The sequence below is a fragment of the Diplocloster modestus genome, from assembly GCF_019042245.1.
GTDB lineage: Bacteria > Bacillota > Clostridia > Lachnospirales > Lachnospiraceae > Diplocloster > Diplocloster modestus.
In genome coordinates this window covers 345,611-372,229 of the sequence record NZ_JAHQCX010000004.1, presented here as the reverse complement: position 1 = coordinate 372,229, position 26,619 = coordinate 345,611, and the positions used below count along the sequence as shown (strand labels likewise).

Genomic DNA, 26,619 nt, shown 5'->3' with positions numbered 1-26,619 from the left:
GATTGTCCGCGCAGGGCGGACATATAGAATAAAATTCTAAACTTTTAAAACCTCATATAACTTGATATAATGAAACATAGATAAAAATCTGGATTAGTTGCATAGTAAACTATTTGACGACAAAGAAGGAGATATGTATGCCAATCAAAGTTAAAGGGGAATTGCCGGCCAAGGAAATTCTGGAAAGGGAGAATATATTCGTGATGGATGAGAATCGTGCGCTGCATCAGGATATCCGCCCCCTGGAAATCGGTATATTAAACCTGATGCCTGTGAAGCAGGATACGGAATTGCAGTTACTGCGTTCCCTGTCCAATACTCCGCTGCAGGTGGATGTGACTTTCATGACCGTATCCAGCCATGAATCTAAAAATACGCCCACCAGTCATATTAATAAATTTTATGTTACGTTCGACGAAGTAAAGGACAGGACATTTGACGGACTGATCATCACAGGAGCACCGGTTGAACTGCTGGATTTCGAAGAGGTGGATTACTGGGAAGAATTAAAAGAAATTATGGAGTGGTCAAAGACACATGTCACCTCCACGATGAATTTGTGCTGGGGAGCCCAGGCGGCCCTCTATTATCACTATGGAATACAAAAGCATGAGACACAGAAGAAAATATTCGGTGTATTCAAACATCGGGTGTCCAACCGAAAAATTCCGTTGGTACGCGGGTTTGACGATGTTTTCCTGGCGCCGCATTCCAGACATACGACTGTTTACCGGGAAGACCTGCTGGCTACCGGGAAGATCCTGATTCTGGCAGAATCCGCGGATGCCGGAGTATTCCTGGCTATGGATGAGGACGGAAGCCAGGTGTTTGTGATGGGGCATCCGGAGTATGACCGGGTTACGCTTCACAATGAATATATGAGGGACCGGGCGAAAGGATTGGAGATCGATAAACCTCAGAATTATTATATCAATGATGATGAGACGATCCGGCCGGAGCTCCAGTGGCGGTCTCATGCCAATAACCTGTATACGAACTGGCTCAATTATTATGTGTATCAGGTAACCCCTTATGAATTAAGCGGAAAGTAGGATTGTGCGTTTTTCCCGGTTATCCGGATAGGCATAATCATATAACCGTTGTTTAAAATATACCTTGCTTAGGCAGAAGGTATATTTTTTTGATGTAAATTCTTCATTTACCCTCTGGCGCTTTCCTGGAAATGAGCTATAATTATAATATTATCTTTATTTATTGAAACTAAGAATACCCGGCCATCCCGCAGCTCTGTACTCAGTAAAGGACAGACAGGGGAATTCATTACTTTTGATTACCAGATAATTACCAGATAGACTTTTGAGACCGCTGACATGGAGGAATTATTAAAATGCAAAAGAGAATTATACCGGTGATTTTGGCGGCAGCGCTATTTATCACCGGGCTGCTTTCGATCCTGTCGATCCACGGGCTGCAGGGAAATGCCCGGGTAATCAACTATGCAGGTGTGGTGCGCGGAGGGACCCAGCAGCTGGTGAAGCAGGAATTAGATGGAAAGCCCAATGATGATCTGCTCCAACAGCTGGACGGCATTCTTGCAGAACTTGACACCGGGGAGGGAGATAATCACCTGGACCGGTTAGCAGACGAACATTATCAGGATCTGATCTCGCAGATGAAGGTGTTATGGGACACTTTGAAAGAGGAGATTCAGCAGGTACGCCAGGGATCTGGCGGTGCGCAGCTTTTCCTGCTGAGTGAAGAATATTTCACTCTTTGCAATCAGGCTGTCAACGCGGCTGAGCTCTATGCGGAAAAACAGGTACATAATGCGGAACGGGATCTGATCCTTCTGATTGTGGTCTTTTTGATACCGGTGGCGCTGCTGGTCTGGTACGGTTCGGTACAGGCGCGAAAGCAGCAGATTCTGAAAAAAGCGGAGGCAGAAAACCGGGCTAAGAGCGAGGAACTGGAGAGGATGTCCAGGGACCTGCGTGCCCCTATGGATGAAATCCCGGAACTTATGTATGTGTCAGACCTGGAAAATTATGATCTGCTTTTTCTCAACGAGGCAGGCAGGAAAACCTTCGGCGTAGAAGATCTGTCCGGCAGAAAGTGTTATAAAGTTTTGCAGGGAATGGACAGTCCCTGTGAATTCTGTACGTCATCGAAACTGACTTTTGGAGAAAACTATACCTGGGAATATACGAATCCCATCACTAAGAGGCATTATCTCTTAAAAGACCGCCTGCTGCCATGGGACGGCCGGGCTGCCCGGATGGAACTGGCATTCGATATCACAGAAGCCAACGCCGAAAAGCAGGCTTTGAAAAAAACCCTGGACGCGGAGCAAATGGTGATGGAGTGTGTGCGTACCCTGTACCAGGAGTATGATCTTGACCGGTCTGTTCCCATAATTCTTAAGCGTCTGGGAAGATTCCTCGGCGCCGACCGTGTCTATGTGGGGATGATCAGGAACGAGCTGCTTTATAACGACTACGAGTGGTGTGCCGAGGGAAGCACTTCACAGAAGGATGCCCTGCAGGACATGCCCCTGTCGGCTATCGCCAGCTGGCTGCCGGCCTTCGAACGGCAGGAATTTTTTATATTGGAAGATGTGGAGACTATGCGGGAAAGTTCTCCTGAGGAGTATGAGCTGCTGTCCGGCCAGAATATCCACAGTCTGGCGGCAGCTCCGATGGAGGAGGAGGGACAGCTGCGTGGGATCTTGGGGGTGGACAATCCCCCTCCGGACCGTATCCGCAGCATTGTATCTTTGCTGCAGACGCTGTGTTATTTTCTTATGTTGACCTACCGGCGGACACAGAGTGAGCGGCAGCTGTCCCACCTGAGCTATTACGATACCCTTACCTCATTTTATAACCGAAACCGCTATATGGAGGATTCGGCTGCTTTTTCCGAACATATCGGCCCGGTGGGTATCGTATATCTGGATGTAAACGGGTTAAAAGACATTAATGACCAAAGGGGTCATGCTTTCGGGGACAAAGTACTAGTGGAATGTGCCCGGCAGATGCGTGAGGCATTTCAGGACGCAGATTATTACCGGATCGGCGGAGATGAATTTGTTATTATTTGCCCGGGTATAGACCGGGTGACGTTTGAACAGCGGGTGGCAGGCCTGCGCCGCCGTTTTCGCAGCAATGCCCGCTGCAGTGCCGCCATAGGCGCCCAATGGGACACCCAGTTCAAGGATCTGCAGCAGATTATCGCAAGCGCGGATGCTAGAATGTATGAGGATAAGAAGGATTTCTATCGAAGGAACCCGGCTTCTAACCGGTACCGGCATCACAGTGACGAGATCCTCCATCTGGCCGATCCAGCGGTACTGTGCGAGGAGATCAAACAGCAGCATTTCGTGGTGTATCTCCAGCCCAAGGTGGCATCCAGCAATGGATCCGCTGTGGGGGCGGAAGCACTTATCCGATACCAGCCTCGTTCCGATTCCCTGGTATTGCCCGGTAATTTCCTTCCCCTGCTGGAGGAAAGCGAGACGATCAGCCAGATAGATTTTTATGTTTTTGAGTTTGTATGCTCCCGCTTTAAAGAGTGGGCGTTACAGGGAAAACAGGCGCTCCCTGTTTCCGTTAATTTCTCCCGGTGTTCCTTATCCCGTCCGGATTTTATCAGCCGTATCGCGGGAATTTGCAGGAAGTATGGTGTGGATAAGAAATATCTGGAGATTGAGCTTACCGAGACTGCGCATGAGGCAGACAGTGTGGATATGCAGACGCTGATCCGCGATCTTAGGTGTGAAGGATTTATGGTTTCCATTGATGATTTTGGTACAGAATATGCCAATCTGGCCCTGCTGTCCACAGTGGAATTTGATGTGCTTAAGCTGGACAAGAGCCTGGTGGATGATGTGGCCTCCAATCCAAGAGCCAGCACAGTTGTGGAGTCCATTGTAGATATCTGTAAAAAAATGAATATTCAGGTGGTAGCGGAAGGGATTGAAACGGAGGCACAGTTATCGGCGCTTCGTGCCTGCGGGGTGGAACTGGCACAGGGCTACCTGTTCAGCAAGCCGGTGCCTATGGAAGAGTATGAGAATAAGTATTTGTAAAATAGACCACAGCTATGGATGCATCTATTATGGATGCATCTTTTCATATTCAGCGGTATGTATGATTTCCTCAAAAGAACACTGATCCTTAAGCATACGGTACAGCTTCAGAACCGTCTCCCGAAGAGGATGCTGCAGGCCTATTCCGCTGTATTTATCTATGGCCTTTCCGATTCCTTCACATTCGATATAAGAGTGTAGAACCTGGGACTCCTCATCAGTAGCATGGTGATAATAGTAGGCAGCCGCGATACCGACCGCTATGTGACCAGGAAAAACACCATGTTTCAGACATAGTCCGGCCGCTCCCATTAGACGGTCATTTATACCGAGTTTACGGATCGGATCCTGGGCAACTCTTTTTACGGAGATACCTAACTGCCGGTTGCCGAAGCGGTATAACAGCTCATCGGAATATAGAATGATGGATTCCAGGTCTTTGTCATACTCGTGGGCCATTCCGATGCTGATTTCCTGCAGGGCTTTCGATGTGATGTAGCGGATAGCCGGAATGTGTATGGCAGAGGCCAGGGCAGGAAGATTCAGGATATCGCCCAGATAAGCAGCCACGGCATGGGCCATATTATACATAAAGAGTTTTTTGCGGATATAAAAGTCAAAGGGCTCATAGGGGACCATGTGTTTGATCTGTAATAGCTCACCCAGCCAGCTGCTGCGGTCGATCGGAAGCTCGCTGTAATCCTCCGCGATTACCCTTAATGGGTCGCCGTCCTGCAGCAGGGGGCTCATGACCGGTACATTTCTGCCGATACAGGTTTCTACCATTCCTGTTTTTTCCCGAAACAAAGTGGTCTCGGACGCAGTCAGATGGCCGCTTATCAATTCTCCCAGGTAGGCATTCGCCTGTACCATATTTTCACACACAATAATGTTCAGGGGCGCGTCAATGGAAAGTTTCCATCGTCTCCTAAGGGCCGAAGCGATGACCGGAGCAATGACGGGAAGAACGTTTTTTCCGACGGAGGTGGCCATGAGATCCGCGGTACTGATCTCATCTATGACCGCTTCCTCATCCGATGACCATATTCCACGCACATGAACAACCCGGATTTCCCAGTTCTGCGCGTCTTTCACAAATCGAATCGGATAGCTTTTACGGCCATTCAACTGGTCGATCAGCTCTTTATTCTGGTCGATAAATACAACCTCAAAATCAGATTCGCTGAAAAGCTGCCCGATGAACCCTCTGCCGATACTGCCGGCGCCATAAATAACAGATTTCATATCCTGCTCCTTTGCACCATTTACTGTTCCTGTGTTTCATTCGTTTCTATTTTATTTGAAGGGATCAGTTTCCCGATAGCAGTTCCTCTGCCATCCTTTCATTTGTCACGAATACATTGATACAGCCTGCCGTTAAAGCAGCTTTCAGGCTTTTGGCCTTTCGCCCTCCTGCGGCTATGCATAGTTTAGTTGGAATGCTTATAAGATCTTCCAAAGAGACGGAAACGGTTCTCTTTTCCAACTGGGGATCGCAGATTTCACAGTGCTCTTTGATGATGTGGGAGCAGATATCTCCGACCGCACCCGCTTTTTCCAGCTGCTCGATCTCATTCTCACGGAAATATCCCGAGGATACAAATACATTCTCTTTTACAAACACGCCCACGGTGATGACAGCGATGGTTGCCTGGCGCGCCAGGTGGAGCACCTCGGTGATATTCCGGTCCTTCATGACCGCATTCCTGGCGGTGACACTATCCAGAACAGCGGGCAGCGGGATCAAATGGCAGGAGCCGCTCAGGTTCCTGGCTATGTTCCTGGGAATATCGCTGACATAACTATCCTGATTCATTTTCGTAACACCGCCGCAGAGCTGTACCACCTGAATGTTTTTCAATTCCTCCCGTCTTATGACCGCTTTTGAAAAAGCGTGGAGTGTTTCCCCCCAGCCAACACCTATGATATCATCCTCACGGATTATCATATTTAAGTATTCAGCAGCAGCGTTTCCAAGCTGGTCTAATAATGCGGGTTCGGAATCATTGACCGGAAGGACGATGGCTTTATTTAAACCGTAACGTTTGCGTAAGCTTTCTTCCAGAGGAGTTTCCGCTTTCACAGGATCATGGATCCGAATCTCAACGATGCCCCGTTCTCTGGCTTCGTTCAATAACTTGCTGATGTATGTTCTGGATAAGCCCGCCTTATTGGAGATCTCCTGCTGGCTGAAATTCAATTCATAGTACATCTTAGATATATTCACCAGCAATTGTATTTTTTCATATTCATTCATGTGGATGCCTCCCTTTAGAACAATGAACTAAATATAAATCTAATTTATCATATGTGAACGTTTATTACAAGCAGCAGAATTGCCGGCGGATGGGATGGGGGATTGGAAATGGGATACTGATAACAGGAAATCTGTACCTGTTCTGCTGTGAAAAGGATCCGATATAATTGATGGAACAACCATGTTGAAGAAACTGGGCTGCTATGCAGAATAAAATGATTGACACGAGATATGACATATGATAATAATAGAATATCAAATGATCATGAAAGATGAAGGAGGAATATACATAATGACTAGGTCAGAACTTGCATCCCATATCGATGCCACACAGGTACAAAGTAATGTCACGGAAAAGGATTTGGATTATCTGATCAGACAGTCTGTGGAATATGGATTCGCTGCAGCATTTGTGCTGCCCTGCTACATGAGCGGGGTAAAGAAAGGATTGGACGGTACTTCTGTGCATACCGGAGGAGTGGTGGGATTTCCCTCGGGCGGTGAACTGACAGATACAAAGTTATACGAGGCGAGACAGAATATCGCGCTGGGCGCTGAGGAAATTGACATGGTGATCAATATTGGCTGGCTATTATCCGGTAAATATGATTGGGTCAGGGATGAAATTAAAACGGTCAAAGACATAACGGGGGAGATCCCGTTGAAATGTATCATTGAAATATCACTGTTGCCCGAGGACTTTGCAAAACGGGCATGCGAACTGGTGGTCGAAGGCGGTGGTGACTACGTAAAGACGGCGACGGGATGGATTGCGCCTACCACGTTGGACCAGGTGAATCTGATCAAAAGTGTTGTCGGGGACAGTGTATATATTAAAGCAGCGGGCGGAATCCGCTGCCGGCAAACAGCCCTGGAATTTTTGGAGGCAGGTGCTTACCGGCTTGGGATCAGTGTCGAGAATGCGGTTAAAATTCTGAAGGAATAAAGGAAATATAAGAGCTATTATGCGGTCATAGAGAGAAGAAATATTTTTAACTATGACCGGGCAGCTTGGTAGACTGACGGAACTGGACCTCCGTTCGAAGATAGGTAAACGTCGGAGGCAGGTCCGGGTCGGCGATCCGGTTCAATAAGAGCCTGGAGGCGATGATCCCCATATCTGCACTGGGGGTTCGCACTGTGGTCAGCGTGGAATTCATGGAACTTAACGAAAAAGTATCGTCAAACCCGCATAGAAGTACATCCTCCGGTACAGATATTCCCATTCCGGACAGGCAGGAAATCGTCTGCATCGCCAGCAGGTCATTGGCACAGAAAAACAGATCCGGGAGCTCTGAAAGGCCCGTCAGGCGATTAGACAGCCACCTGTCATCCCCATAATAGTTGTCGTCATCGATGATACAGTTCTGTGGGTGAAAGGGGATTCCAGTGTCCAGAAGTGCAGCCTGAAAGCTCTCGAACCTCTCGTGAAAACTCAGACAGTGATTCGGGTCACCGATAAATCCTACCGTACGGATTCCAGTAGTTTTTATAATGGAGTGGAGCATATGATAGACACTGTATTTATTTTCCATCAGGAGGAGATCTGCGTGCAGGGAATGATGGGGAAAACCGCAGTAAGCATCGGAAAATAATACCGGTTTTCGGAGGCCGCACAGCATACGGGTATAAGCCTCGTCAAAAAGTTCCAGGCAAATCAAGGCATCCACCTGGCCCAGTTTCAGGTTCTGAGGCAGCGATAGAGAAAGGATATCGTCGTTGCTTAAAATATGTATGGTCAGGGAGTAGCCGTGTTTACTGATCTCCTGCTCCAGAGTGGCCATCAGGGTCGATGCGATATGGAACCGGTTGGGCATAATATGAGCCAGCAGTGCCAGATTCCCTCCTTTTTCGGATTGGCCGGCATCTGTATCCTGAACATCCGACAGATAGGCGAATTGCTTGTAATTCATTTCTTTTGCCTTCTGCAGTACCGCCCGGACGGTCTTTTCCGGCATTCCGCTGGAACCGTTCAACGCTTTGGAAACCGTAGTACGGGAAAGGCCCAGTGCATCGGCAATATCTTGAATGGTAACTTTTTCTTTTGACATGTCAAATCCCTCGAATCTATGGAATATTCTTTATTACAATGGACCCTGGCGGCTGTCTGATAGCCGCTTGTGTGCGGTACATGAGAAATAGTCAGCGGGCAATGATCGAGCGCTACTATTTTTTTTTGCGTTCTCTTCTTTCTATATTAGCGAAAATATATTTAAATTGCAAGTGAATTATACAAAAATGTTAAAATATATTATTTAAATGTTCAAATAATACGATGGAAATTGAACGTATGTTAATGAAAAACATGGTAGGTAAACTTTGCTACCGTTAGGTTCATGAAACAAATGTTAAAATATGGAGCTGATAATAAACAAAAATGTCAAAATTAAATTGAAAAAATGTCAAAATAAATATTGACATTAGTTAAAATTAATGATAATATTCACAATAAGAACAGAAGAAAAAGATAATTTCCTGTCGAATTATACTCAATATAGGGTAAGCAGAATAACTTTAGTCATATTAAATTATATTCAGAGTTTATCCTGTGAGGTAAAAGTGAACAAATGTAAACTTGAAATAGTAACCTGTATTTACAAGATGTGCGTTATTCATGTGCTCCAGAAATGAAGATTCTTTTAAAAAATTTATCATATAATAAAGATTCTTTTATACAGTTACTCATCCTAGAGAGGTTGTTCTATTATAAAAATTCTTATATACGGTTACTCATATATAAGGATTTCATTAAAAAGGTTACTTATTTACATTTACAGAGTTGGCAGAGTTTACAGACTTTACGGAGTTCATTTCGCAAAGTTCGCAGTTTTACAAAGTTACATAAGACTTAGCTACAAAGTTTCTATTTAGAAGAGGAAATTATCGTAACAATACTTGCAGTCAGATAAAAGGAGGGAAAATAGATATAATCTTATTAGATAACCTGCAGGTTCCAACTGTATGGTGACTTAATAAGGTAAAGAAGGAAATTTAGGCAATGTAGGAATTTAGTCAATAAAGGAATTTAGGCAATAAAGGAAATGTGGAAATACTAAAATCCCGGGATATTACAAAATCCGTTTGCCTAAAATTAGCCTGATGAGAAACAGAGGACAACCAGAGAATTGACAACCGAAGAACGAATAACCAGACAACAATCACAAAAATCAGCTGTAAACCCGAGTTGACTTGGATAACAGAGTTAAAACTAACTTTATTAATGAATGTAAAAACCAGAACAAAATCAGACCAACAATCAATGCAACTACAGAAAAAATGGAGGATTATGAAAATGAAAAAGTTAGCAGCAATTGGTTTGGCACTAATCATGACCGCAGGCCTGTGTATTGGCTGTGGATCAAAAGAAGCACCCAAGGCAAGCGATCCGGCACCGGAAACAACTGCCGCCGGAAGTACCGCAAAACCGGCAGGAGATGACGCCGATGCCAAAACAAACGCCACAGACGCTTCGGGTCAGGGAACGAGCATTACCTTATTAAATACGAAATCCGAGCTACAGACTCAATTCGAGGAGATGGCGAAGAAGTACAAGGAGCAGACCGGGGTGACCGTAGAAGTAAATTTCACCAGCGATGTGGTTGGAACCCACCTGGCCGGAAAATACGCGGCGGGCGATCCCTACACTATTATGCTGGTTGACCATCCCGATGTCTATGATTTCCAGGAGTATCTGGCGGATTTAAGCGGTGAGGACTGGATCAAAGACGGCGGCGATACCTATGGAATCACCATCGATGGCAAAGTATACAGTTTCCCGTTTACCGTGGAGGCAGTGGGCCTGATCTACAATGCCGACGCGATCGAGAAAATTACCGGTGAGACGTTCAAGCCCGCGGATTACGCTGCCTTAGACAAATTCGAAGGATTATTGAAGAAACTGGCGGACGGCGGTATGGCAGCTCCCGTGGCCATCAACAAGGACGACTGGTCCCTGGCCAACCATTTCTTCGGGCAGCTCTATGACCAGCAGGGCAACACGGCAGACGGTTCCATCGCTTTCGTGGATTCCCTGAAGTCCGGTGAAACAAAGCTGTCGGAGAATGCCCGTTTCAATTCCCTGATGGATAGCTTTGATCTGCTGAAAAAATATAATATCAATGGTTCCGATCCCCTCTCCGCAGATTACGATCTGAACAATTCTTATCTGGCGGAAGGCCAGGTGGCATTCTGGTTCAACGGCAGCTGGGCGACGGATATCTATGAACATACTGAAAATATCGGCATTATGCCTCTGCCTCAGAAAGATACGACAGATGATGCGAACACCAAACTGGTCAGCGGCGCCAGCAAAGAATTTGTCATCGATGCGAAATATGCGACACCGGAACAGCAGCAGGCAGCGAAGGATTTCCTGAACTGGCTGGTATATGATGAAGCGGGACAGACATTTATGGTAGAGGAATGCAGTATCATCCCCGCGTTCTCCAACATACAGAAAAAAGTATCCGCACCTTTAAGCGCTTCCGCACAGGAATATATCAATGCAGGGCAGTCCATGTACTGGTATCAGGAGATCCCCGGTGATCATGGGACCCAGGCCGGCGCCTCCCTTCAGAAATACCTGGGGGACAATATCAAACGGGATGAACTGGCTTCCGAAATCGAAACCTATTGGCAGGCACAAAAATAAGCAAATTCCAAGAGGGGCCGTCACAGCAGTGCGGCCCCATTTATCTTGAATAGAAAGCAGGTGCAAAACCGCATGAAAAGGAAACATTCATTCTGGTATAAGACGGGAACCTTCCTGGGATTTGCCGGACCGGCGGTCTTTTGTTTTATCATGGTTCTGATGGTACCGTTCGTCTATGGTCTTTATCTGACTTTTACCGGCTGGAACGGTATATCGGCGGATAAGGCTTTCGTAGGCTTTGGCAATTATATTACCACATTTCAGGATGCGGACTTTTGGCGTTCTGTGCTGCTAACCCTGATCTACTCAGCGATATCCGTGATCCTGATCAATGTGCTGGCCTTTGTGCTGGCGTATCTGGTCACCAGCGGGATAAAAGGACAAAATTTTTTCAGGGCCGGATTTTTCACACCGAATCTGATCGGCGGACTGATATTGGGGTATATCTGGCAGTTTATCTTTTCCAGGGCGCTGGTATCCGTGGGAACGAAGCTGCAGATCGGGATCTTTTCCACGTCCTGGCTGTCAGATCCGGACAAGGCGCTGTTTGCCCTTATTATCGTCACGGTATGGCAGTACTCGGGCTTCATGATGTTAATCTATATCGCGGGCCTGATGAGCGTACCTAAGGATCTGCTGGAAGCGGCCAGGATCGACGGCTGCCGGCAGTGGCAGTGCACCCGGTTCGTGACCCTGCCTTTGATGGTGTCCTCTTTTGTGGTATGCCTGTTCCTGTCCATCACCAGATGCTTTATGGCTTATGATCTGAATCTGTCGCTGACGGACGGAGGCCCCTTTAACTCCACGGTCATGGCCGCTATGCATGTCTATATGAAAGCATTTACAACCAAAGATTACGGTGTGGGGCAGACGGAAGCGGTGATCCTGTTTGTCATATGTGTGGTGATTTCCATAAGCCAGGTGATGATCGGCAAGAAGAAAGAGGTGAGCATGTAAGATGACAGAGAGAAAAAGAAATTCCGGAATGCTGAAAACCGTGATCCTGTCTGCGGTCCTGCTCCTGTACATTTTCCCGTTCTTCCTGGTTTTGATCAATGCGTCTAAAACCAAGATCGATGTAATTAAGAAGCCACTGTCTCTGGTCGGGGAACATGGTTTCATTCTGAGTAACTTTGTGCAGGCGGTAGAGAAGATGGATTTCTTCAAGGCACTGGGAAATTCCCTGTTCATTACAGGGTGCAGCGTGGTTCTGATTATTTTTGTATCCGCCATGGCCGCCTATATTTTTGCCAGGACCGACTGGATGGCGGGAAAAATTCTGTTTGCCCTGATGATCGCCTCCATGGCGATCCCCTTCCAGGTACTGATGATTCCGCTGGTTTCGATCTACGGCGGGACCCTGAATATGCTGAATCACAGGACGACGCTGATTTTCATGCATATCGGATTCAGTGTGAGTATGGGAATATTCCTGTTTCATGGGGCGATCAAGAGTACAGTGCCCATGGAGCTGGAGGAATCGGCCAGTATCGACGGATGCGGCCGGTATAAAACCTTTTTTATGATCGTGCTGCCGCTGCTAAAACCTATGGTCGCTACCCTGGTGATCATCGACGCGCTGAACCTGTGGAATGACTACCTGCTGCCCAGCCTGGTACTGGGTAAGAAGGAACTGTATACCCTGCCGATCGCTGCGCGGGCCTTCTATGGGACATTCTCCTCAGATCTGGGCCTGATGATGGCGGCGCTGGTTTTGACGATTATTCCAATTCTCGTCTTATATCTGTTCCTGCAGAAGTATATCATTGAGGGTGTGGTCGCCGGGGCGGTGAAGGGTTGAGTGAATACGACGGAGGACAAGTGATGGACAACAAGGACAATAGGATGATAAAAGGTTATAACCGTCCGGGAGCTCATTTCAGCCCGCCTGCGGGGTGGGTGAACGATCCGAACGGACTGATCTTTTTTGAGGGATATTATCATCTGTATTACCAATACGATCCGGACGGCCTGACCCACGGCGCGATGCACTGGGGCCACGCAAGATCCACGGATCTGATCCACTGGGAATATCTGCCCGTGGCTCTTTATCCGGATGAGCACGGAGAGATATTTTCCGGCAGTATGGTATACGACAGGGATAATACCAGCGGATTCGGAACAGATGCGCACGGTCCATTGGTGGCTGTGTTTACCCATCACCGGGAGTGGGGAGAGTCGGTGATTCAGTCCCAGAGCCTGGCCTACAGTCTGGATGGAGGTAATACCTTTCTGAAATACGCAGGAAATCCGGTGCTGAATCCTGGCCTGAGAGATTTTCGGGACCCGAAGGTATTTTACCATGAACCTAAGGAGCGATGGATCATGGTACTGTCAGCAGGACAGGAGGTACAGATCTATAGTTCGGGAAACCTGAAGGAATGGGAATATGAGAGTACCTTTAAAAGCGGTGACCAGGAACCGGGGGAAATCTGGGAGTGCCCGGATCTGTTCCCGATGGCACTGGAGGACGACAAAACAGCGGAACCTTCTCAGCGCGGGCAGGTATGGATTTTAACCGTCAGCGTCATAATCCCGGAAAGAAAATATTCCTGTGTGAGATACTTCACCGGGATCTTTAACGGCAGGAAATTTATTGCGCAAACTCCGGCAGGGGAAAAACGAATACTGGATTTCGGATATGATTTTTACGCGCCGGTCACCTATGAAAATGTGCGGGGCCGCAGGATTCTTATGGGATGGCAGAACCGGTGGGCTTATGCGGAGATGCTGCCGGCCGTGAAGTACCGGGGCACTATGTCATTTCCAAGAGAGCTGAAACTTAAAAAAAGCGGGAAGGATTACCGGTTAGCCCAATATCCGGTGCGGGAATTATTCGAAGCGGCTAAGCCTTATCCGGCCAGGACAGACAAAGCGGCCATCCTTCTTCCGGGACAGCCCTGTTACATAACGATGGAGCTGCCGCTGCGGGATGAGACAAGAGAATTTCGTTTGACCAATGAGCGTAATTGTCTTAAGATCTTAGTAAATACGAAAACAAAAGAACTGGAGATAAATCGGACGTCAGCTTTTCCGGATGAACTTGGAAAAGAGTGGTTATGCCGGAAAATTAGTCAGAGGGAAATGAAACACCCGGAATACCTGCACCTGCTTTTAGATACCAACAGCGTTGAACTGTTCTGGGGAGAGGGGGAAGCGGTATGCAGCATGCTTTATTATGCAGAATCCGATCTCACGGAATTACTCCCGGATAATCAGGAGGTGCGGTATAAGCTGTACCGGATTCCCGGGAAGGGAGATAAATGCTTTGATGAGAGTACAGAAGAAAAGCAATCCGGCTGTAATTCCCGGAATACACCTGAAAGGAAGAAGGCGGCGACAGAATGAAAGGATGCGATCTGATATTCTATACTCCCGAGAACCAGTATCCCGGGATGCCCCACGGTGAGATGTGTGGAGATATCATGCCGTTTTACTGGGAAGGCAGATATATTTTATTTTTTTTGTACAAATATTGTATCTATGCGGTCGAGACCCAGGACTTCGTACATTATGGGAAATGCAGGCTGGTGCTTCAAAACGGCAGTCCCGATGAGCAGGACTGGCATGCGGCGACAGGCAGTGTGTTTCATCACGACGGTACTTTTTATTTTTATTATACAGGTTTCTGTGAAGGGAACCGGGGTGTTCCCGGCAAATATGAGCAGGCCATCTTAAGGGCTGCCAGCGTGGATCTGATCCACTGGACGAAAGATACCGGCTATTTCTTCCCGCCGGACACCAGGTATTATGGAGACCGGCACTGGAGGGATCCTCATGTATTCTGGAATCCCGAGCTTAAGCGCTTTTGCATGCTGGTAACCGCTACGGAAAAGGATGGGGCGGTTTTAAGGGATGGATGTACGGCAGTATATGTCTCCGGGGATGTGAAACACTGGGAACACTATAAGACCATCTATTCGCCCAGGACATTTCCGACGCACGAATGCCACGATGCTTTTCAGATGGGCGGCAGATGGTATCTGACTTTCTCCAATTATTCCCGATGGTGGGAAACCAGATATCGTTTGGCAGAACGGTTTGACGGCCCATGGGAGATGCCGGATCAGGATGATATGTTCGACGGCCGGGAATTCTATGCGGCCAAGACGGTAACGGACGGGAAAAAGCGGTATCTGGTCGGATGGCTGTCTATCCGCAAGGACTGCCGGGATGACGGCAGATTCGTGTGGGGAGGAAACACCTGTGTTCATGAGCTGATCCAGCGGGAGGATCAGACGCTGGGGGTACGGATGGTGGAAGCGGTGCGCCGGTCATTCGGCCTGGAACTGCCTATACAGGTACATGGTTTTGAGGGTGTGTGGAAATTAGAGGAAACGTTACAGAAGCAATCAGAGGAAAAGCAGGCTTTCAGGAAGCTGCTCACCGGAATATCCGGGGACGGATTCGGCTGGGCTTCCCTGGGAGAACTAAAAGATCCGTGCCTGTTCGAAGCGACTCTTCGGTGGAAACCGGGAACGAAAGCGGTGGGACTGATGATCCATGTCAGCGGGGAAAAGCTGGAACGGTGGTGCCAGCTGCGTCTGGAATTGACACATCAGAAGATTGTGATGGATTATTATAACCGGATCGACGGGGATCAAAGTTATATCGATGAACGCCCTGTGCGGTTCCGGGACGGTGAGGCCAGAGTACAGCTGCTGGTCAGCGGTACGATTATGCAGGTGTATGTGGATGATGTGGCGCTGACGACCAGGTGCTACAGCGCACAATCCGGCCTGATCGGGGTATTTGCGGAGTACGGAACTGTATCCTGTGTGGAGCCGCGGCTGCTGGGGCAGTAAAGTATATAGATTTACAAATCTAGTTATCGATTTAGCTGTTAAATCGCAGAAACGGAGGATATAAAATGTTTGCATCGATCATGGGGATGGAGAGTTTACCCTTAATTCAAAACGCGAGAAGCAGGGCGATTAATGCAGAGAATCCCACCGGTGAAAAGGGAAAGGGAGGAATGTCAGACAGTATACTGGGACCCTCCAGAAAGGGTTCCCCCTGCATCCCCACGATAGCGCCGGGGGAGACAAAGGTGCTGGCTGAGATGGAAGGTCCCGGGGTCATCCGGCATATCTGGATCACAGTGACGGATAAGACCAGCGATCAGAACTGTTTTGTTCTGCGGGATCTGGTGCTGCGGATGTATTGGGATGACGAGGAGACGCCGTCGGTAGAGTGCCCGCTTGGAGACTTTTTCTGCTGCGGCTTTGCGAAAGCGTATCCGGTGAATTCCATGCCGGTGGTGGTAAATCCGACCCGGGGATTTAACTGTTATTTCCCCATGCCTTTCGGGAAAAAGGCAAAAATTACCATCGAAAACCAGAATAAAGAGGCGGTTCCTTCCTTTTTCTATCAGGTGGATTACTGCCTGTGTGATGGGCTGCCTAAGAATGCCGGATATTTTCACGCGCAGTGGCGGCGGCAGCGGATGACAGAAAAGCAGAAGGATTATGTGATCCTGGATGGAGTCAAGGGTTCCGGCCAGTATGTGGGGACCTTTATGGCATTGACGACCCTGGAGAGATACTGGTGGGGAGAAGGAGAAGTAAAATTCTATCTGGATGGGGATAAGGATTATCCTACGATCTGCGGCACCGGGACAGAGGATTATTTCGGCGGAGCCTGGAGCTTTGCGACGCAGGCAGGGGGAAAGACAGTAGAGCATACTTATTGCACTCCGTTTTTGGGATATCCGTTTTATTCGGCGCAGGATGACAGCGTGCATAACGATTATCATATGGATGATTGTCCGCCGATGAGGGGGCTGTACCGGTTCCATATACCGGACCCGGTATATTTCCAGGAGGATATTAAGGTTACGGTGCAGCAGATCGGATCGTGCCATCGGGGTATATATGAGCGGCAGGATGATGTGGCTACAGTGGCTTACTGGTATCAGCGGGAACCGCATCAGGTGTTTGGGAAGCTGATGGGGAGAGAGGAACGCTGGCCGAGGTAGGACGCACGGGGACGCTTCGGGCGGCCGGGTTCTTTTGTATCTCCCTGGGAGCGCGGAGAGCTAGCGCTGGTATCCGCTAAGTGAAATCGAAAAGCCGGGTTCGGGAACCGGGCCTATTCACCAGGAACACCTGATGTGTTCCCGGTTCAGAGGCTCTTGCCCGTCGGACGTGAAGTCCGCCGGGCATCCTGACCCCGGCTTTCCGATTTCACTAAGCGTATTCCAGCGCTAGCCCTATGCGCCCCCAGAGAGATACAAAAGAACCCGGCCGCCCGAAGCGTCCCCGTGCGTCCCCGCATACCGCCGGCGGTTCCAAACCCTAAGAAACGGGCATACGAAGCCCCGGGGAAGAATGCTAAGTAGTGCGAAAGCACCTTTCTAAGTAAGAATTAAATTTTTTTAGGCTTGGAATTTTGAATTTCCCCGGAAAGAGAGGGTGTATTATTGCGGGCCGGAAATGTCTTTGGATCAGGGGGAAGCAGTTCCTCGCCTTCAAACAGAGTACCGTCGGAAAACTGTACCTTTGTTACCGTAAAGGTAAAATGAGTCAAACGCTGATCCGGCAGGAAGATTGGGGTTTGGATGCCAAATATTTGATCTTCCGGCACGCACAGATCTGAATACAGATACGGAAAAGAATGAATAGGACCTACCGATTCCGATATGTAACAATCGATTTTTATGCAGTGTCCTTTCCTTTGGGTTCGCTGACCGGTTATGATAATGAGATGAGACAACCAGTGAGACATCCAGATTTAAAGAGGCGGGAGGGGTTCCTCAGGTACTACCTCAGGTTTCTTTGGCGGAACCGGCTGTTGAGGATGGTTTCCTCCGTTTTGGGCAACATAACGTGGAGGATTTTGAGCAGAAGCCATACCGCGCATAATATTCAGATTTTGCTGCAGCAGCTCTATGATTTCCGCAAAACCTAAAAACAAGAAACAGGAAATAACACCGGCAATGATACAAGACAATGTAGCCGCTAATTCCGATTGCGTTAACATAATAAACCCGGATAAACAGCCTAGCCCAAGCGCGGTATAGCCAATAACAGTCAATGCTAAAGCTTTTTTGTTTTTCATAAAACATTCCCTCCATTTGTCTGATATTGATAAAAACCAACATTATTTATTCATAATTATAGAACATTTAAACAAAATACTCAAGATTAAACTAAGATACCTTTCGGACAATGCACCTCTTTCTAGCGGCCAGCTGCCTCTTCATCCCTGTTGTTTATAAGCAGCCGCAGCCGGAACATCCCCGCTTCCGCCTTATAACCACCTGATTTTTCAGGACGTCCAGATCCTGCTTTTGATTTAACAGATCATAAGTGCTAATAATACCTGGTAGATAATATAGTAAACAAATCCGAGAATGACATAAAGAAAGGTGACGCCCAACAGATTGTCCGTCCGCACATGAGGATAAAGTCCCAGGAACATTACAAGCCCCATAAATAGAAGCGGTATGGCCCAGAGAACACGCCAGCTGCTTCTTTTCATATTTGCGGCCAGAAACTGATAAGGGTCCCTCAGATAACGGGAGAATATAAATAGGATGAGGCAGTAAAAAGCAGCCCGGATCATACGGAGAATACCTGGAAGTAACGGATCACCTGAGACTGACGGAGGCCAATCTCAGAATACCACATAGGGAGATAAACATAACGGCGTCCCGGATACAGGCGACCAATCGGATACGTTATGACACCCTTTGTTCCATCTCATCTTGCTCTTGGCGTATCCTTCTTAACCATGTGCGGCTGTCCTTATAATCAATGGAGGCCAGATATTCAAAGACACTGGAAGCAGTCCAGGTGTAGAAAGAATTATAGATCCGCTTTCCGGCAATGTAGAACTCTTCATCCAGAGCGGGGTCCTGATAATCATCCGGAAGGGCCATTCTCATTAATGCTGCCTTATCCCATTTGTCTTCCGCAATTTTATCGTACATTTCTTTTTCCAACAGATCGGTATAGTGTTCTTTGTAATCTTCATTGTAGAAAATAAACCGGAAATAGCCCAGACCATCCACGGTATCACCAATTTTCAGGTAATATAAACCCACCTGATAACAGCATTCCATATACATATCCATCCCGCCGTCAAGATCCTTCAGGCTTTTCTTTAAGCCATCCAGCGCTGCATAGCATTCCTCATAGTTTTTTTCCTCAAATAGCTTCTTTGCAATGTTAAATTTGGCTACATCCTGAAGCTGGGCACTGTCCTTATAATGATACACTTTCTTGTATTGATCAATCGCTTCCTGATATTTTCCCTGCTCCAGCAGCAGCCCGGCGTATTGGTAACTGCACTCGTTCATCCTGTCCGGTACATCCTTATAATCACTTAATTCGGAGTAAAGCCCATACGCTGTCTCATAGTCATGGCTCTCCATCGCGGCATTGGCCATGAGATATTTCGTGGCCGGTATGCGCTCTTCGGAATCCTCATAGTTTCCCAGATCCTGATAAATCTTCAGCGCTTCGCTGTAATTACCATGTTCCACATAGGAATCTGCCATGTTATAGTATACGGATGTTATTCTTTCTAAGACATCCTTATAACCTTCCAGTTCCTTATAACAGGCCAACGCCGCGTCGTATTCACCATTTTCGGCCAGGAATCCGGCATACCCGTATTTGGCTTCCATGTTCAGCTTCCCGGAATCCTTGTAGTCTCCCAGACCTTCAAAGATACTCTGCGCATCCGCATAATTTCCCTGTTCCATATAACTGAGCGCTTTGTGATAACGATAATTCGGATAGATCACTTTATGTGATAAAAGGCCAATACTAAACGCAAAGATCAATATACAGAAGATAACGGCAAGGCGGATCAGACGCTTCTTCCGCCTTTGCCTGCCTTCTAATTCAGCCTGTTGCTTTTTTTGCCGTTCCGCCTCTTTTTCTTCTTCCATGCGCTTTTGTTCAGCGTCGGCAATCTGCTTACATTCCTTTAGATAAGCAGGATCCCTCAGTTTAAAGATTACATCTTTGGGAAAGCCGCAGTTGATACAATGCGCGGCATCGCTGGTGTTGACATTCCCGCAGGCGCAATACCAGAATTCCTCCCGGTCCGTCGGCAGATTCATACAGGAGATCGCCTTGAGCTTATGTACTTCCTGAATAAAGGTTTCACCGTATACTCCAAGACTTGAAATAAACCCGGGAGCGGGCAGGGGAGTCAGGGGAGAGCTGCCGGTCCATGTACTGCCATCTTCAAAAGTGATTGATTCGATAGCCAATTGAAACCCGTCAGCCACGGTGTTCGAAATATATACAGGCGACTGGCTTCCAAAATGCTCCTGTCCTGCCGCCTGTAGGTTGTCATAACGATAACCGACCGTAACCGGCGCTGCATGATTGTCCGGTTCCCCAAAACTGATCCGGATATATAATGAATTTATCACACGAGACTGTATGTTCCGAAATTTAAATTGCAAAAGATGAAGCCTTCTATCCCGGTCATATAAAAGAGCGCTCTTCTCCAAAAGTACCGGACAATCTTTTTGCCACAGCGTTTCGGTAAAGATTCGAAGTGTTTGATATTTGGATGGCATAGTAAAAACAATCCCTCCTTAGATCATATTGTTGAATAGAATACAAAAGTATAGTTGTTTACAGCGGCCGCAGCGCGTTATATTCCGGCTATGCGGCATAATTATTGCCTCCATAATTTATTTTTACATTCATTATAAAGTTCCGTTGCCCCGTCAATATCTTTTAACGAATTAAACATCTTTTGAAGTGTGAACAAACATTCACTATAGTTTTCCTGATCAAAGAATTTCTGAGCCTTCTTAAAATTTGCGATTTTTTGCAGATCGGCGCTGTCTTTATAATTATAAATTTCTTTATATAGATCGACCGCCTCCTGATAATCTCCCCGATCCACCAGCACGCCGGCGTAATGATATTTGGCTTCGGTTATTCTTTCCGGAACATCCTTATAATCGCCTAATTCCGTATATAATTGGTACGCTGTCGTATAATCTTTGCTTTCTATAGATGCATTGGCCAGAAGATATTTGGCTTCAGTTATTCTTTCCGGAACATCCTTATAATCGCCTAATTCCGTATATAATCGGTACGCTGTCGTATAATCTTTGCTTTCCATAGACGCACTAGCCAGAAGATATTTTGTCTCGGGTATCCGTTTAGCGCAATCCTTATAATCCGCCAGATCCTGGTAGATCTTCAAAGCATCGCTGTATCTGCCATTTTCAACACAATCATTTGCCAACTGATAACGAACAAGATCGATCTCCTCCCCTACATCCATAGAATCGTTTAGTTCGTTATAATATGCCAGCGCACCATCGTAATCTTTGTTCTCCGCCAAGACTCCGGCATAGGCATATTTCGTTTCCAGCAGCTTTTTTGAGGAATCCTTGTAGTCGCCCAGGCTTTCAAATACCTGCAAAGCGTTGTCATAATTCCTGTTTTCCATGTAACTGACTGCTTTGTCATAGCGGTATTCCGGATAGAACACCTTTACGGAAAGCAGGCCGATACCAAAAAGCAGCACCAGGGAACAGCAGACGGCAGTGATGCGTAATAGCACCTTTTTCCGTTTCTTTTTGTTTTCAAGTTCTGTCTGGAGGTTTTTGAGCCTTTCTGCCTCCTGTTCTGCCTCCAGGAGTTTTTGCCTGGCATCCGCCTCCTGCTTGCGGGCTTTGAGAAAGTCCGGATCTCTCAGCTGAAAAATGGCCTCTTTTGGGATGGAACAGTTGATACAATGGGTCTCGTCCTTTCCATTGACAGTCCCGCAGGCGCAATACCAGAATTCCTCCCGGTCCGTCGGCAGATTCATACAGTTAAGGTCTTTCATTTTATGTACTTCCTGAATAAACGTTTCCTGGTACTCCCCAAGACTTGTGAGATAGTCCGGAGCAGCCAGAGGAATAAGAGGAGAGGCTCCTGTCCATATGCTTCCATCCTGAAAGTGAACCGACTTGACCGTCAGTTGAAATTCATTGACTTCTTTCTTTATAACATAAATGGGAGACTGGATTCCGAACCGGTCATGGAAGGCGGCATGAATCTCCTGGTAGCGGTAATTGATCGGAACGGCCGAAACATCATGATCCGTTTTCGGAAATTCGATTTCTATATGTACGGACTCTATAACCTTAGATTGTAAGTTGCAAAACTTGAATTGTAAAAGATGAAGCTGTTTGACGGTATCATACAGAAACGCGCCTTTCTCCATCAGTACGGGACAATCTTTCTGCCATAGCTTGTCTGTAAAAATACGGTTCGTTTTATACCTGGCTGCCATAGTCTATAAAGCTCCCTTTCTTTTTTGAATTTTAGAGAACATACGAGCGCTGCTTGGAAAATCCTTTACAAATATTCTATCACAATAGTCATTACATAACCAGTTAATTCCGACAGGTTTCGAGCAGTCTCCGGTTCCCGGATTTTTCCGGCAGTTCCTCTTATGTGCAGTTGAAACCGGCCCCCCTGTCCTTACATGTATACTTAACAGTACACCATTTATACATGCCAATTTTACCCTTCATGAAAAATTTACGTGAAATAACTTGTGTTTTTACTTCGCCTCAAGTACAATAAAAAAGGTTCGTGAAAAATTCAATCCTGGAGGATATGAACTTGAGAAAAAAATCGCACATCTCACTGGCGAAATATATTGTAGAAGCAAATGGAACCAAAGAGCTTTCCAAACACAAGAAAGCCTTTTACCTCGGCAGTATCCTGCCGGACTGCAAACTTTCTTTCTTGACAAAAAAACACGAATTTAACGGGACTTTCGAGGAAGTTCGGACTGAAATAAAAAGGCTGACCGTAAATTGCGATATCATGAAGCGCAATGCCCGGGTATACTGGAGGGATCTCGGCCAGGTGATCCACTACATGGCGGACTACTTCACCTTTCCGCACAATGCGACCTACGAAGGAAATCTAAAAGAACACTGCATTTACGAAAAACATCTGAAACATGGATTAAGAGAATATATCAGAAGCGGAGAAGCATCCAGAAACGCCGGCAGAATGGAAAAATTCGAGACACCGGACGCGCTTTGCATCTTCATCCAAAAAGCGCATAATGAGTACCTGGAATTCAAAAGATCGGTAGAAGAGGATTGCAGATATATCGTAGCACTTTGTCATCAGGTGGTGGAGGCTATCATCTATCTGCTCAACAAACAGATCGATAAATTCCTCGCCATAGCTTAAGATAAGAACGGGCGGTTTGGACTCTGTTGGAGTTTGAACCGCTCTTTTTGTTCCATCGGGAAGAGTTCCTGTCAATATAGAAAGTTCTATTTATTTTACCATACAACAAGGAGGAAGCGGATACATGTTAAAAATCGCACAGTTTCACAAAGTAAGCCCGGAGCAATTTGAAAAAGATTGGAAAGACTCATTCCTTGGAACACCGGATGAAGTGGTGCGCAAGGTCTACGAGGAGATCCGCATGCCGGCCCGCGCGACCAGGGGATCGGCCGGATATGATTTTTACAGCCCTCTGGAATTCACCCTGGAGCCTGGGAAAACCATCAAAATTCCTACGGGTATCCGGGCGGAGATGGAAGAAGGCTGGGTACTGAAACTCTATCCCCGCAGCGGCCTGGGCTTCAAATACAGGCTCCAGCTGAACAATACGGTTGGAATCATCGACAGCGATTATTTTTATTCCGATAACGAAGGGCATATCATGGCTAAAATCACAAATGATTCCAAAGAGAATAAAGTCTTGCAGCTAAAAACCGGTGACGGGTTCATGCAGGGGATCTTTGCACAGTTTGGAATCACGGTAGACGACGAGGCGGATGCTGTCCGCAACGGGGGGTTTGGGTCTACTTCGCGGTAGGGGGTGCGCGAGGAACGGGCGGTGATGGGCGGCCACGCAGCCGCCCATCATCGCCCTGACTACTGATTGTTGAGGGAAAGGCATCTGGTAAGTGACACGGGTACGTGCTATGATTATTAAGTATGGAATTAGGTGCGAAGTTTTTTATGCTTACTTATTTAAAATATGTTTAGAATATGTGAGTGATTGAATGTAAATGTTTACTTATGACAGAAGGGAGCCCATACTATGATTCAATTATACCACGGAGAAGGGAAAGGAAAGACTACGGCAGCTGTAGGAGGCGCGGTGCGTGCAGCTGGTGCGGGAATGCAGGTAGTATTCGGCCAATTTATGAAGGGAAATGAGACTGCAGAACTGGCAGAGTTAAAAAAAATCCCCAATATTGATATATTAAGAAGCGATGAAAACTTTGGTTTCTACTTCCAGATGACAGAAGAGCAAAAGAAACGGCTAACAGACATCCACAATCAGATCCTGGAAAAAATGAGACAGCTGGCAGAGCAGGGAAAATGCGATTTCCTGGTAATGGACGAACTTACCTATCCGATTAACTACAATCTGATCGAAAAAGATCCACTATACAAATTTTTAGAGTATAATAAGGACAAGATAGAAATAATCATAACAGGCAGAAATCCCGTCCCCCGCCTTCTGGAATTAACAGACTACGATTCAGAGATCCTCTGCCATAAACATCCCTATGAGCGTGGAATAAAAGCCCGCCATGGCATAGAATACTGACTTGCACTCCTGTCCGGCAGGGTTGCCGGGGGATGGGGGGAGCGATGGGTTTGGCGGCGGATGGCCCGCACCGGGGAGGCTTTTCCTGGGCAGGGGGAAACATTGAGAGGTCTTTGAATTTTCTTATAGGCCGGGATTTTTGCCAAGCCCGGGGCCGGACACTGTCTGAGCTTGCGAGTTTGTCCGGCCCCGGGCTGTCCTGGTAAAAATTCCGGCCTATTAGAAAATCAAAGCACCCTCGAAGTTTCCCCCTGCCCAGGAAAAGCCTCCCCGGTGCGGGCCATCCGCCGCCGAACCCATCGCTCCCCCCATCCCTACCTATTTCCTAAAAAAGAAGGTGCCCAAAACGGAACATATCACAAAGCGGAAAATGATAGATTATTTTTATGAAGTAAAAAAATACGCGTCGATGACAGCGGTCGGAACCGCACTGGTCATCGGTGTGCTCCTGGTGTCGGGAATCTATTCCGGGACCGTGGTATTCTGCGTCTGTCTGGCCGGTGCGCTTTTGTTCCTGTCTGGACTTGTCCGTCTGATACGCAGCAGGCAGTATTTAAAGAAATACTGTTCGCTGGGGGAGGAAGCGTCGGATTACATGGTGATGCTGCAGGGAGCGTATCGGAAGAAACTGGTAAACAGCATTGTGATCTGCGCAGTGCTGATTATGAGTTCGATCTGGTCGTTTATCTATATGCTCCGGGTGACCAGGATGGACGCGGGGGAAGTACTGGCTTTTTCAAATATGTGGATCGCAGCGGTCGGCGTTTATATGGTGGTGAAGGATGCGGTCTGTGTTTATTTCTGTAACTGGCTGGTGGATAAGGAATACAGCAGGTCCCTGAAACGCTATCTGACCAGGCTGTTGTTGTTTATGGCTTTTTATTGGACTGTGGTTGTAGTTGTATTTTCCTTTATGGAAAGCCGGGTGGCCAGGTGGAATACCTGGATGCTGGCGATCCTGATATTCAGCATGGGATTTGCCCTGAAGTGGCTGATGAATGTGGATTCCTGGTGGATACAGCCGTTTATCAATATGATCCCAATGGTGCCCCACCGGCCTCTGACGGTGGGATATGAGGAGGAGACCGGGGTTTACTCCATTACGATGCCGGAGGACTCGGATTTTAAAATTTTGCAGATTACGGATATTCATCTGGGAGGGAGCTTCTTTTCGGCCAGGAAGGATGAGAAGGCGCTGGAAGCGGTATTTGAACTGATCCGCAGCGCGCAGCCGGATCTGGTGATTGTTACCGGTGATTTTGTGTTTCCGCTGGGGATCCAGTCCTTATCTTTTAATAACCATGCGCCGATGATGCAGTTTGCTTCATTTATGAGAAATATCGGGATTCCCTGGGCGTTTACGTATGGGAATCACGATACGGAATTTGTGGCCTCCCATACGGCGGAGGAAATGAGAAGGATGTTTGAGGTGTTCTCGTATAAGAATACGAAGAACTTGTTATACAGCAGTGTTCAGCCGGGAATCAGCGGGAGAAGTAATCAGATGATTAAGATTCTGAATCCGGATGGTTCTTTGAATCAGGCCTTGTTTCTGCTGGACTCGAATTCTTATACCGGGAGAGGCTGGAGCCGGTATGATTATATCCATGAGGATCAGGTGATCTGGTACGAGGAGATGATCCGGGAACTGTCCTTAGAAGAGGGAAGACAGATCAGTTCCCTGCTGTTTTTTCATATACCGCTTCCTGAATTCCGGGAAGCTTATGAGAAATATAAAGCGGGCGATCCGGAGGTGGTCTGTTACTACGGTGAAGTGGGGGAAAAGAACGGGGCGATCAGTTGCCCGGATCAGCAAAGCAGGCTGTTTGAAGCAGTGACGGCTCTTGGCAGTACGAAGGGGATCTTTGTGGGACACGATCACTATAACAATATATCTCTGGAGTATAAAAAGGTCAGGCTGACCTTTGGAATGTCCATCGACTATCTGGCGATGCCTGGGATTTCCAAACGGACGGAGCAAAGAGGCGCGACGCTGATCACGCTTCATCCGGATTCGGGGATTGATATCCGGCCGATCCGGTTAAGTGAGGTTCCGGAGACAGATGAGATGTAAAATGAGATATATAGGAAATGAGAGATTGT

The 26,619-nt window shown here is 47.2% G+C and carries 19 protein-coding genes; 13 read left to right on the top strand and 6 right to left on the bottom strand.

Annotated elements, in window-relative coordinates:
- Window positions 1–137 precede the first annotated feature (137 nt).
- Together metA and KTH90_RS08700 are read left to right on the top strand one after the other, a co-directional pair.
- Complete coding sequence (gene metA / locus KTH90_RS08705) at window positions 138–1,052, top strand: homoserine O-acetyltransferase MetA (RefSeq protein WP_158350318.1); 915 nt, start codon at window positions 138–140, stop codon at window positions 1,050–1,052.
- Between the two features lie 296 nt (window positions 1,053–1,348).
- Window positions 1,349–4,045: a putative bifunctional diguanylate cyclase/phosphodiesterase gene (locus KTH90_RS08700; protein WP_158350316.1), complete on the top strand. Its 2,697-nt coding sequence runs from the start codon at window positions 1,349–1,351 to the stop codon at window positions 4,043–4,045.
- Window positions 4,046–4,072: 27 nt separating this feature from the next.
- On the opposite strand, the gene KTH90_RS08695 is transcribed toward KTH90_RS08700, so the two are convergent.
- Both KTH90_RS08695 and KTH90_RS08690 read right to left on the bottom strand, forming a co-directional pair.
- Window positions 4,073–5,290 (bottom strand): mannitol dehydrogenase family protein, encoded by a 1,218-nt coding sequence (locus tag KTH90_RS08695; protein ID WP_158350314.1) that lies wholly within the window; start codon window positions 5,288–5,290, stop codon window positions 4,073–4,075.
- Between the two features lie 64 nt (window positions 5,291–5,354).
- The gene (locus KTH90_RS08690; protein ID WP_158350312.1) at window positions 5,355–6,302 is read right to left on the bottom strand and encodes a sugar-binding transcriptional regulator; all 948 of its coding nucleotides are present in this window, start codon (window positions 6,300–6,302) and stop codon (window positions 5,355–5,357) included.
- 292 nt (window positions 6,303–6,594) lie between these two features.
- Here KTH90_RS08690 and deoC point away from each other — a divergent pair, with 292 nt between their 5' ends.
- Window positions 6,595–7,248 (top strand): deoxyribose-phosphate aldolase, encoded by a 654-nt coding sequence (gene deoC, locus KTH90_RS08685; RefSeq protein WP_238726634.1) that lies wholly within the window; start codon window positions 6,595–6,597, stop codon window positions 7,246–7,248.
- Window positions 7,249–7,294: 46 nt separating this feature from the next.
- Here deoC and KTH90_RS08680 read toward each other — a convergent pair whose 3' ends face one another.
- Window positions 7,295–8,353 (bottom strand): LacI family DNA-binding transcriptional regulator, encoded by a 1,059-nt coding sequence (locus tag KTH90_RS08680; RefSeq protein ID WP_158350308.1) that lies wholly within the window; start codon window positions 8,351–8,353, stop codon window positions 7,295–7,297.
- A gap of 1,241 nt (window positions 8,354–9,594) precedes the next feature.
- Between KTH90_RS08680 and KTH90_RS08675 the strand changes: the two genes are divergently transcribed.
- The 6 genes from KTH90_RS08675 to KTH90_RS08650 all read left to right on the top strand — a co-directional run bounded on the left by KTH90_RS08675 (window position 9,595) and on the right by KTH90_RS08650 (window position 16,930).
- Entirely contained in the window at window positions 9,595–10,953 is a 1,359-nt protein-coding gene (locus KTH90_RS08675; RefSeq protein WP_238726633.1) for an ABC transporter substrate-binding protein, read from the top strand.
- 72 nt (window positions 10,954–11,025) lie between these two features.
- Window positions 11,026–11,910, top strand: a complete 885-nt coding sequence (locus KTH90_RS08670) for a carbohydrate ABC transporter permease (RefSeq protein WP_158350304.1) — start codon at window positions 11,026–11,028, stop codon at window positions 11,908–11,910.
- A gap of 1 nt (window position 11,911) precedes the next feature.
- Complete coding sequence (locus KTH90_RS08665) at window positions 11,912–12,754, top strand: carbohydrate ABC transporter permease (protein WP_158350302.1); 843 nt, start codon at window positions 11,912–11,914, stop codon at window positions 12,752–12,754.
- 23 nt (window positions 12,755–12,777) lie between these two features.
- Window positions 12,778–14,301, top strand: coding sequence for a glycoside hydrolase family 32 protein (locus KTH90_RS08660; RefSeq protein ID WP_158350301.1), 1,524 nt, complete (start codon window positions 12,778–12,780; stop codon window positions 14,299–14,301).
- The gene (locus tag KTH90_RS08655; protein ID WP_158350299.1) at window positions 14,298–15,758 is read left to right on the top strand and encodes a glycoside hydrolase family protein; all 1,461 of its coding nucleotides are present in this window, start codon (window positions 14,298–14,300) and stop codon (window positions 15,756–15,758) included. Before KTH90_RS08660 ends, KTH90_RS08655 begins: the two co-directional genes overlap by 4 nt.
- A 65-nt stretch (window positions 15,759–15,823) precedes the next feature.
- Window positions 15,824–16,930 carry a glycoside hydrolase family 172 protein gene (locus tag KTH90_RS08650; RefSeq protein ID WP_158350297.1) on the top strand — a complete coding sequence of 369 codons (1,107 nt, stop codon included), beginning with the start codon at window positions 15,824–15,826 and terminating at the stop codon, window positions 16,928–16,930.
- Window positions 16,931–17,685: 755 nt separating this feature from the next.
- On the opposite strand, the gene KTH90_RS08645 is transcribed toward KTH90_RS08650, so the two are convergent.
- From KTH90_RS08645 to KTH90_RS08635, 3 genes are all read right to left on the bottom strand, one after another.
- Complete coding sequence (locus tag KTH90_RS08645) at window positions 17,686–18,012, bottom strand: hypothetical protein (RefSeq protein ID WP_158350294.1); 327 nt, start codon at window positions 18,010–18,012, stop codon at window positions 17,686–17,688.
- A 622-nt stretch (window positions 18,013–18,634) separates the two neighbouring features.
- Complete coding sequence (locus KTH90_RS08640) at window positions 18,635–20,344, bottom strand: tetratricopeptide repeat protein (RefSeq protein ID WP_238726632.1); 1,710 nt, start codon at window positions 20,342–20,344, stop codon at window positions 18,635–18,637.
- A gap of 251 nt (window positions 20,345–20,595) precedes the next feature.
- Window positions 20,596–22,215 (bottom strand): tetratricopeptide repeat protein, encoded by a 1,620-nt coding sequence (locus KTH90_RS08635; protein ID WP_158350290.1) that lies wholly within the window; start codon window positions 22,213–22,215, stop codon window positions 20,596–20,598.
- 335 nt (window positions 22,216–22,550) lie between these two features.
- On the opposite strand from KTH90_RS08635, the gene KTH90_RS08630 reads away from it, so the two are divergent.
- The 4 genes from KTH90_RS08630 (at window position 22,551) to KTH90_RS08615 (ending at window position 26,590) form a co-directional block, all read left to right on the top strand.
- Window positions 22,551–23,135, top strand: a complete 585-nt coding sequence (locus KTH90_RS08630; RefSeq protein ID WP_158350288.1) for a zinc dependent phospholipase C family protein — start codon at window positions 22,551–22,553, stop codon at window positions 23,133–23,135.
- Between the two features lie 124 nt (window positions 23,136–23,259).
- Complete coding sequence (locus KTH90_RS08625) at window positions 23,260–23,772, top strand: dCTP deaminase/dUTPase family protein (protein WP_158350286.1); 513 nt, start codon at window positions 23,260–23,262, stop codon at window positions 23,770–23,772.
- Between the two features lie 228 nt (window positions 23,773–24,000).
- On the top strand, window positions 24,001–24,516 hold the full coding sequence (locus KTH90_RS08620; RefSeq protein WP_158350285.1) for a cob(I)yrinic acid a,c-diamide adenosyltransferase: 516 nt from the start codon (window positions 24,001–24,003) through the stop codon (window positions 24,514–24,516).
- A gap of 370 nt (window positions 24,517–24,886) precedes the next feature.
- Complete coding sequence (locus KTH90_RS08615) at window positions 24,887–26,590, top strand: metallophosphoesterase (protein ID WP_158350283.1); 1,704 nt, start codon at window positions 24,887–24,889, stop codon at window positions 26,588–26,590.
- Window positions 26,591–26,619 lie beyond the last annotated feature (29 nt).

Coding starts and splice junctions, on each gene's coding strand:
- metA (WP_158350318.1), top strand. CDS start 138: ATGCCAATCAAAGTTAAAGGGGAATTGCCGGCCAAGGAAATTCTGGAA.
- KTH90_RS08615 (WP_158350283.1), top strand. CDS start 24,887: ATGATAGATTATTTTTATGAAGTAAAAAAATACGCGTCGATGACAGCG.
- KTH90_RS08690 (WP_158350312.1), bottom strand. CDS start 6,302: ATGAATGAATATGAAAAAATACAATTGCTGGTGAATATATCTAAGATG.
- KTH90_RS08620 (WP_158350285.1), top strand. CDS start 24,001: ATGATTCAATTATACCACGGAGAAGGGAAAGGAAAGACTACGGCAGCT.
- KTH90_RS08655 (WP_158350299.1), top strand. CDS start 14,298: ATGAAAGGATGCGATCTGATATTCTATACTCCCGAGAACCAGTATCCC.
- KTH90_RS08660 (WP_158350301.1), top strand. CDS start 12,778: ATGGACAACAAGGACAATAGGATGATAAAAGGTTATAACCGTCCGGGA.
- KTH90_RS08700 (WP_158350316.1), top strand. CDS start 1,349: ATGCAAAAGAGAATTATACCGGTGATTTTGGCGGCAGCGCTATTTATC.
- KTH90_RS08670 (WP_158350304.1), top strand. CDS start 11,026: ATGAAAAGGAAACATTCATTCTGGTATAAGACGGGAACCTTCCTGGGA.
- KTH90_RS08650 (WP_158350297.1), top strand. CDS start 15,824: ATGTTTGCATCGATCATGGGGATGGAGAGTTTACCCTTAATTCAAAAC.
- KTH90_RS08635 (WP_158350290.1), bottom strand. CDS start 22,215: ATGGCAGCCAGGTATAAAACGAACCGTATTTTTACAGACAAGCTATGG.
- KTH90_RS08665 (WP_158350302.1), top strand. CDS start 11,912: ATGACAGAGAGAAAAAGAAATTCCGGAATGCTGAAAACCGTGATCCTG.
- deoC (WP_238726634.1), top strand. CDS start 6,595: ATGACTAGGTCAGAACTTGCATCCCATATCGATGCCACACAGGTACAA.
- KTH90_RS08645 (WP_158350294.1), bottom strand. CDS start 18,012: ATGAAAAACAAAAAAGCTTTAGCATTGACTGTTATTGGCTATACCGCG.
- KTH90_RS08675 (WP_238726633.1), top strand. CDS start 9,595: ATGAAAAAGTTAGCAGCAATTGGTTTGGCACTAATCATGACCGCAGGC.
- KTH90_RS08680 (WP_158350308.1), bottom strand. CDS start 8,353: ATGTCAAAAGAAAAAGTTACCATTCAAGATATTGCCGATGCACTGGGC.
- KTH90_RS08625 (WP_158350286.1), top strand. CDS start 23,260: ATGTTAAAAATCGCACAGTTTCACAAAGTAAGCCCGGAGCAATTTGAA.
- KTH90_RS08695 (WP_158350314.1), bottom strand. CDS start 5,290: ATGAAATCTGTTATTTATGGCGCCGGCAGTATCGGCAGAGGGTTCATC.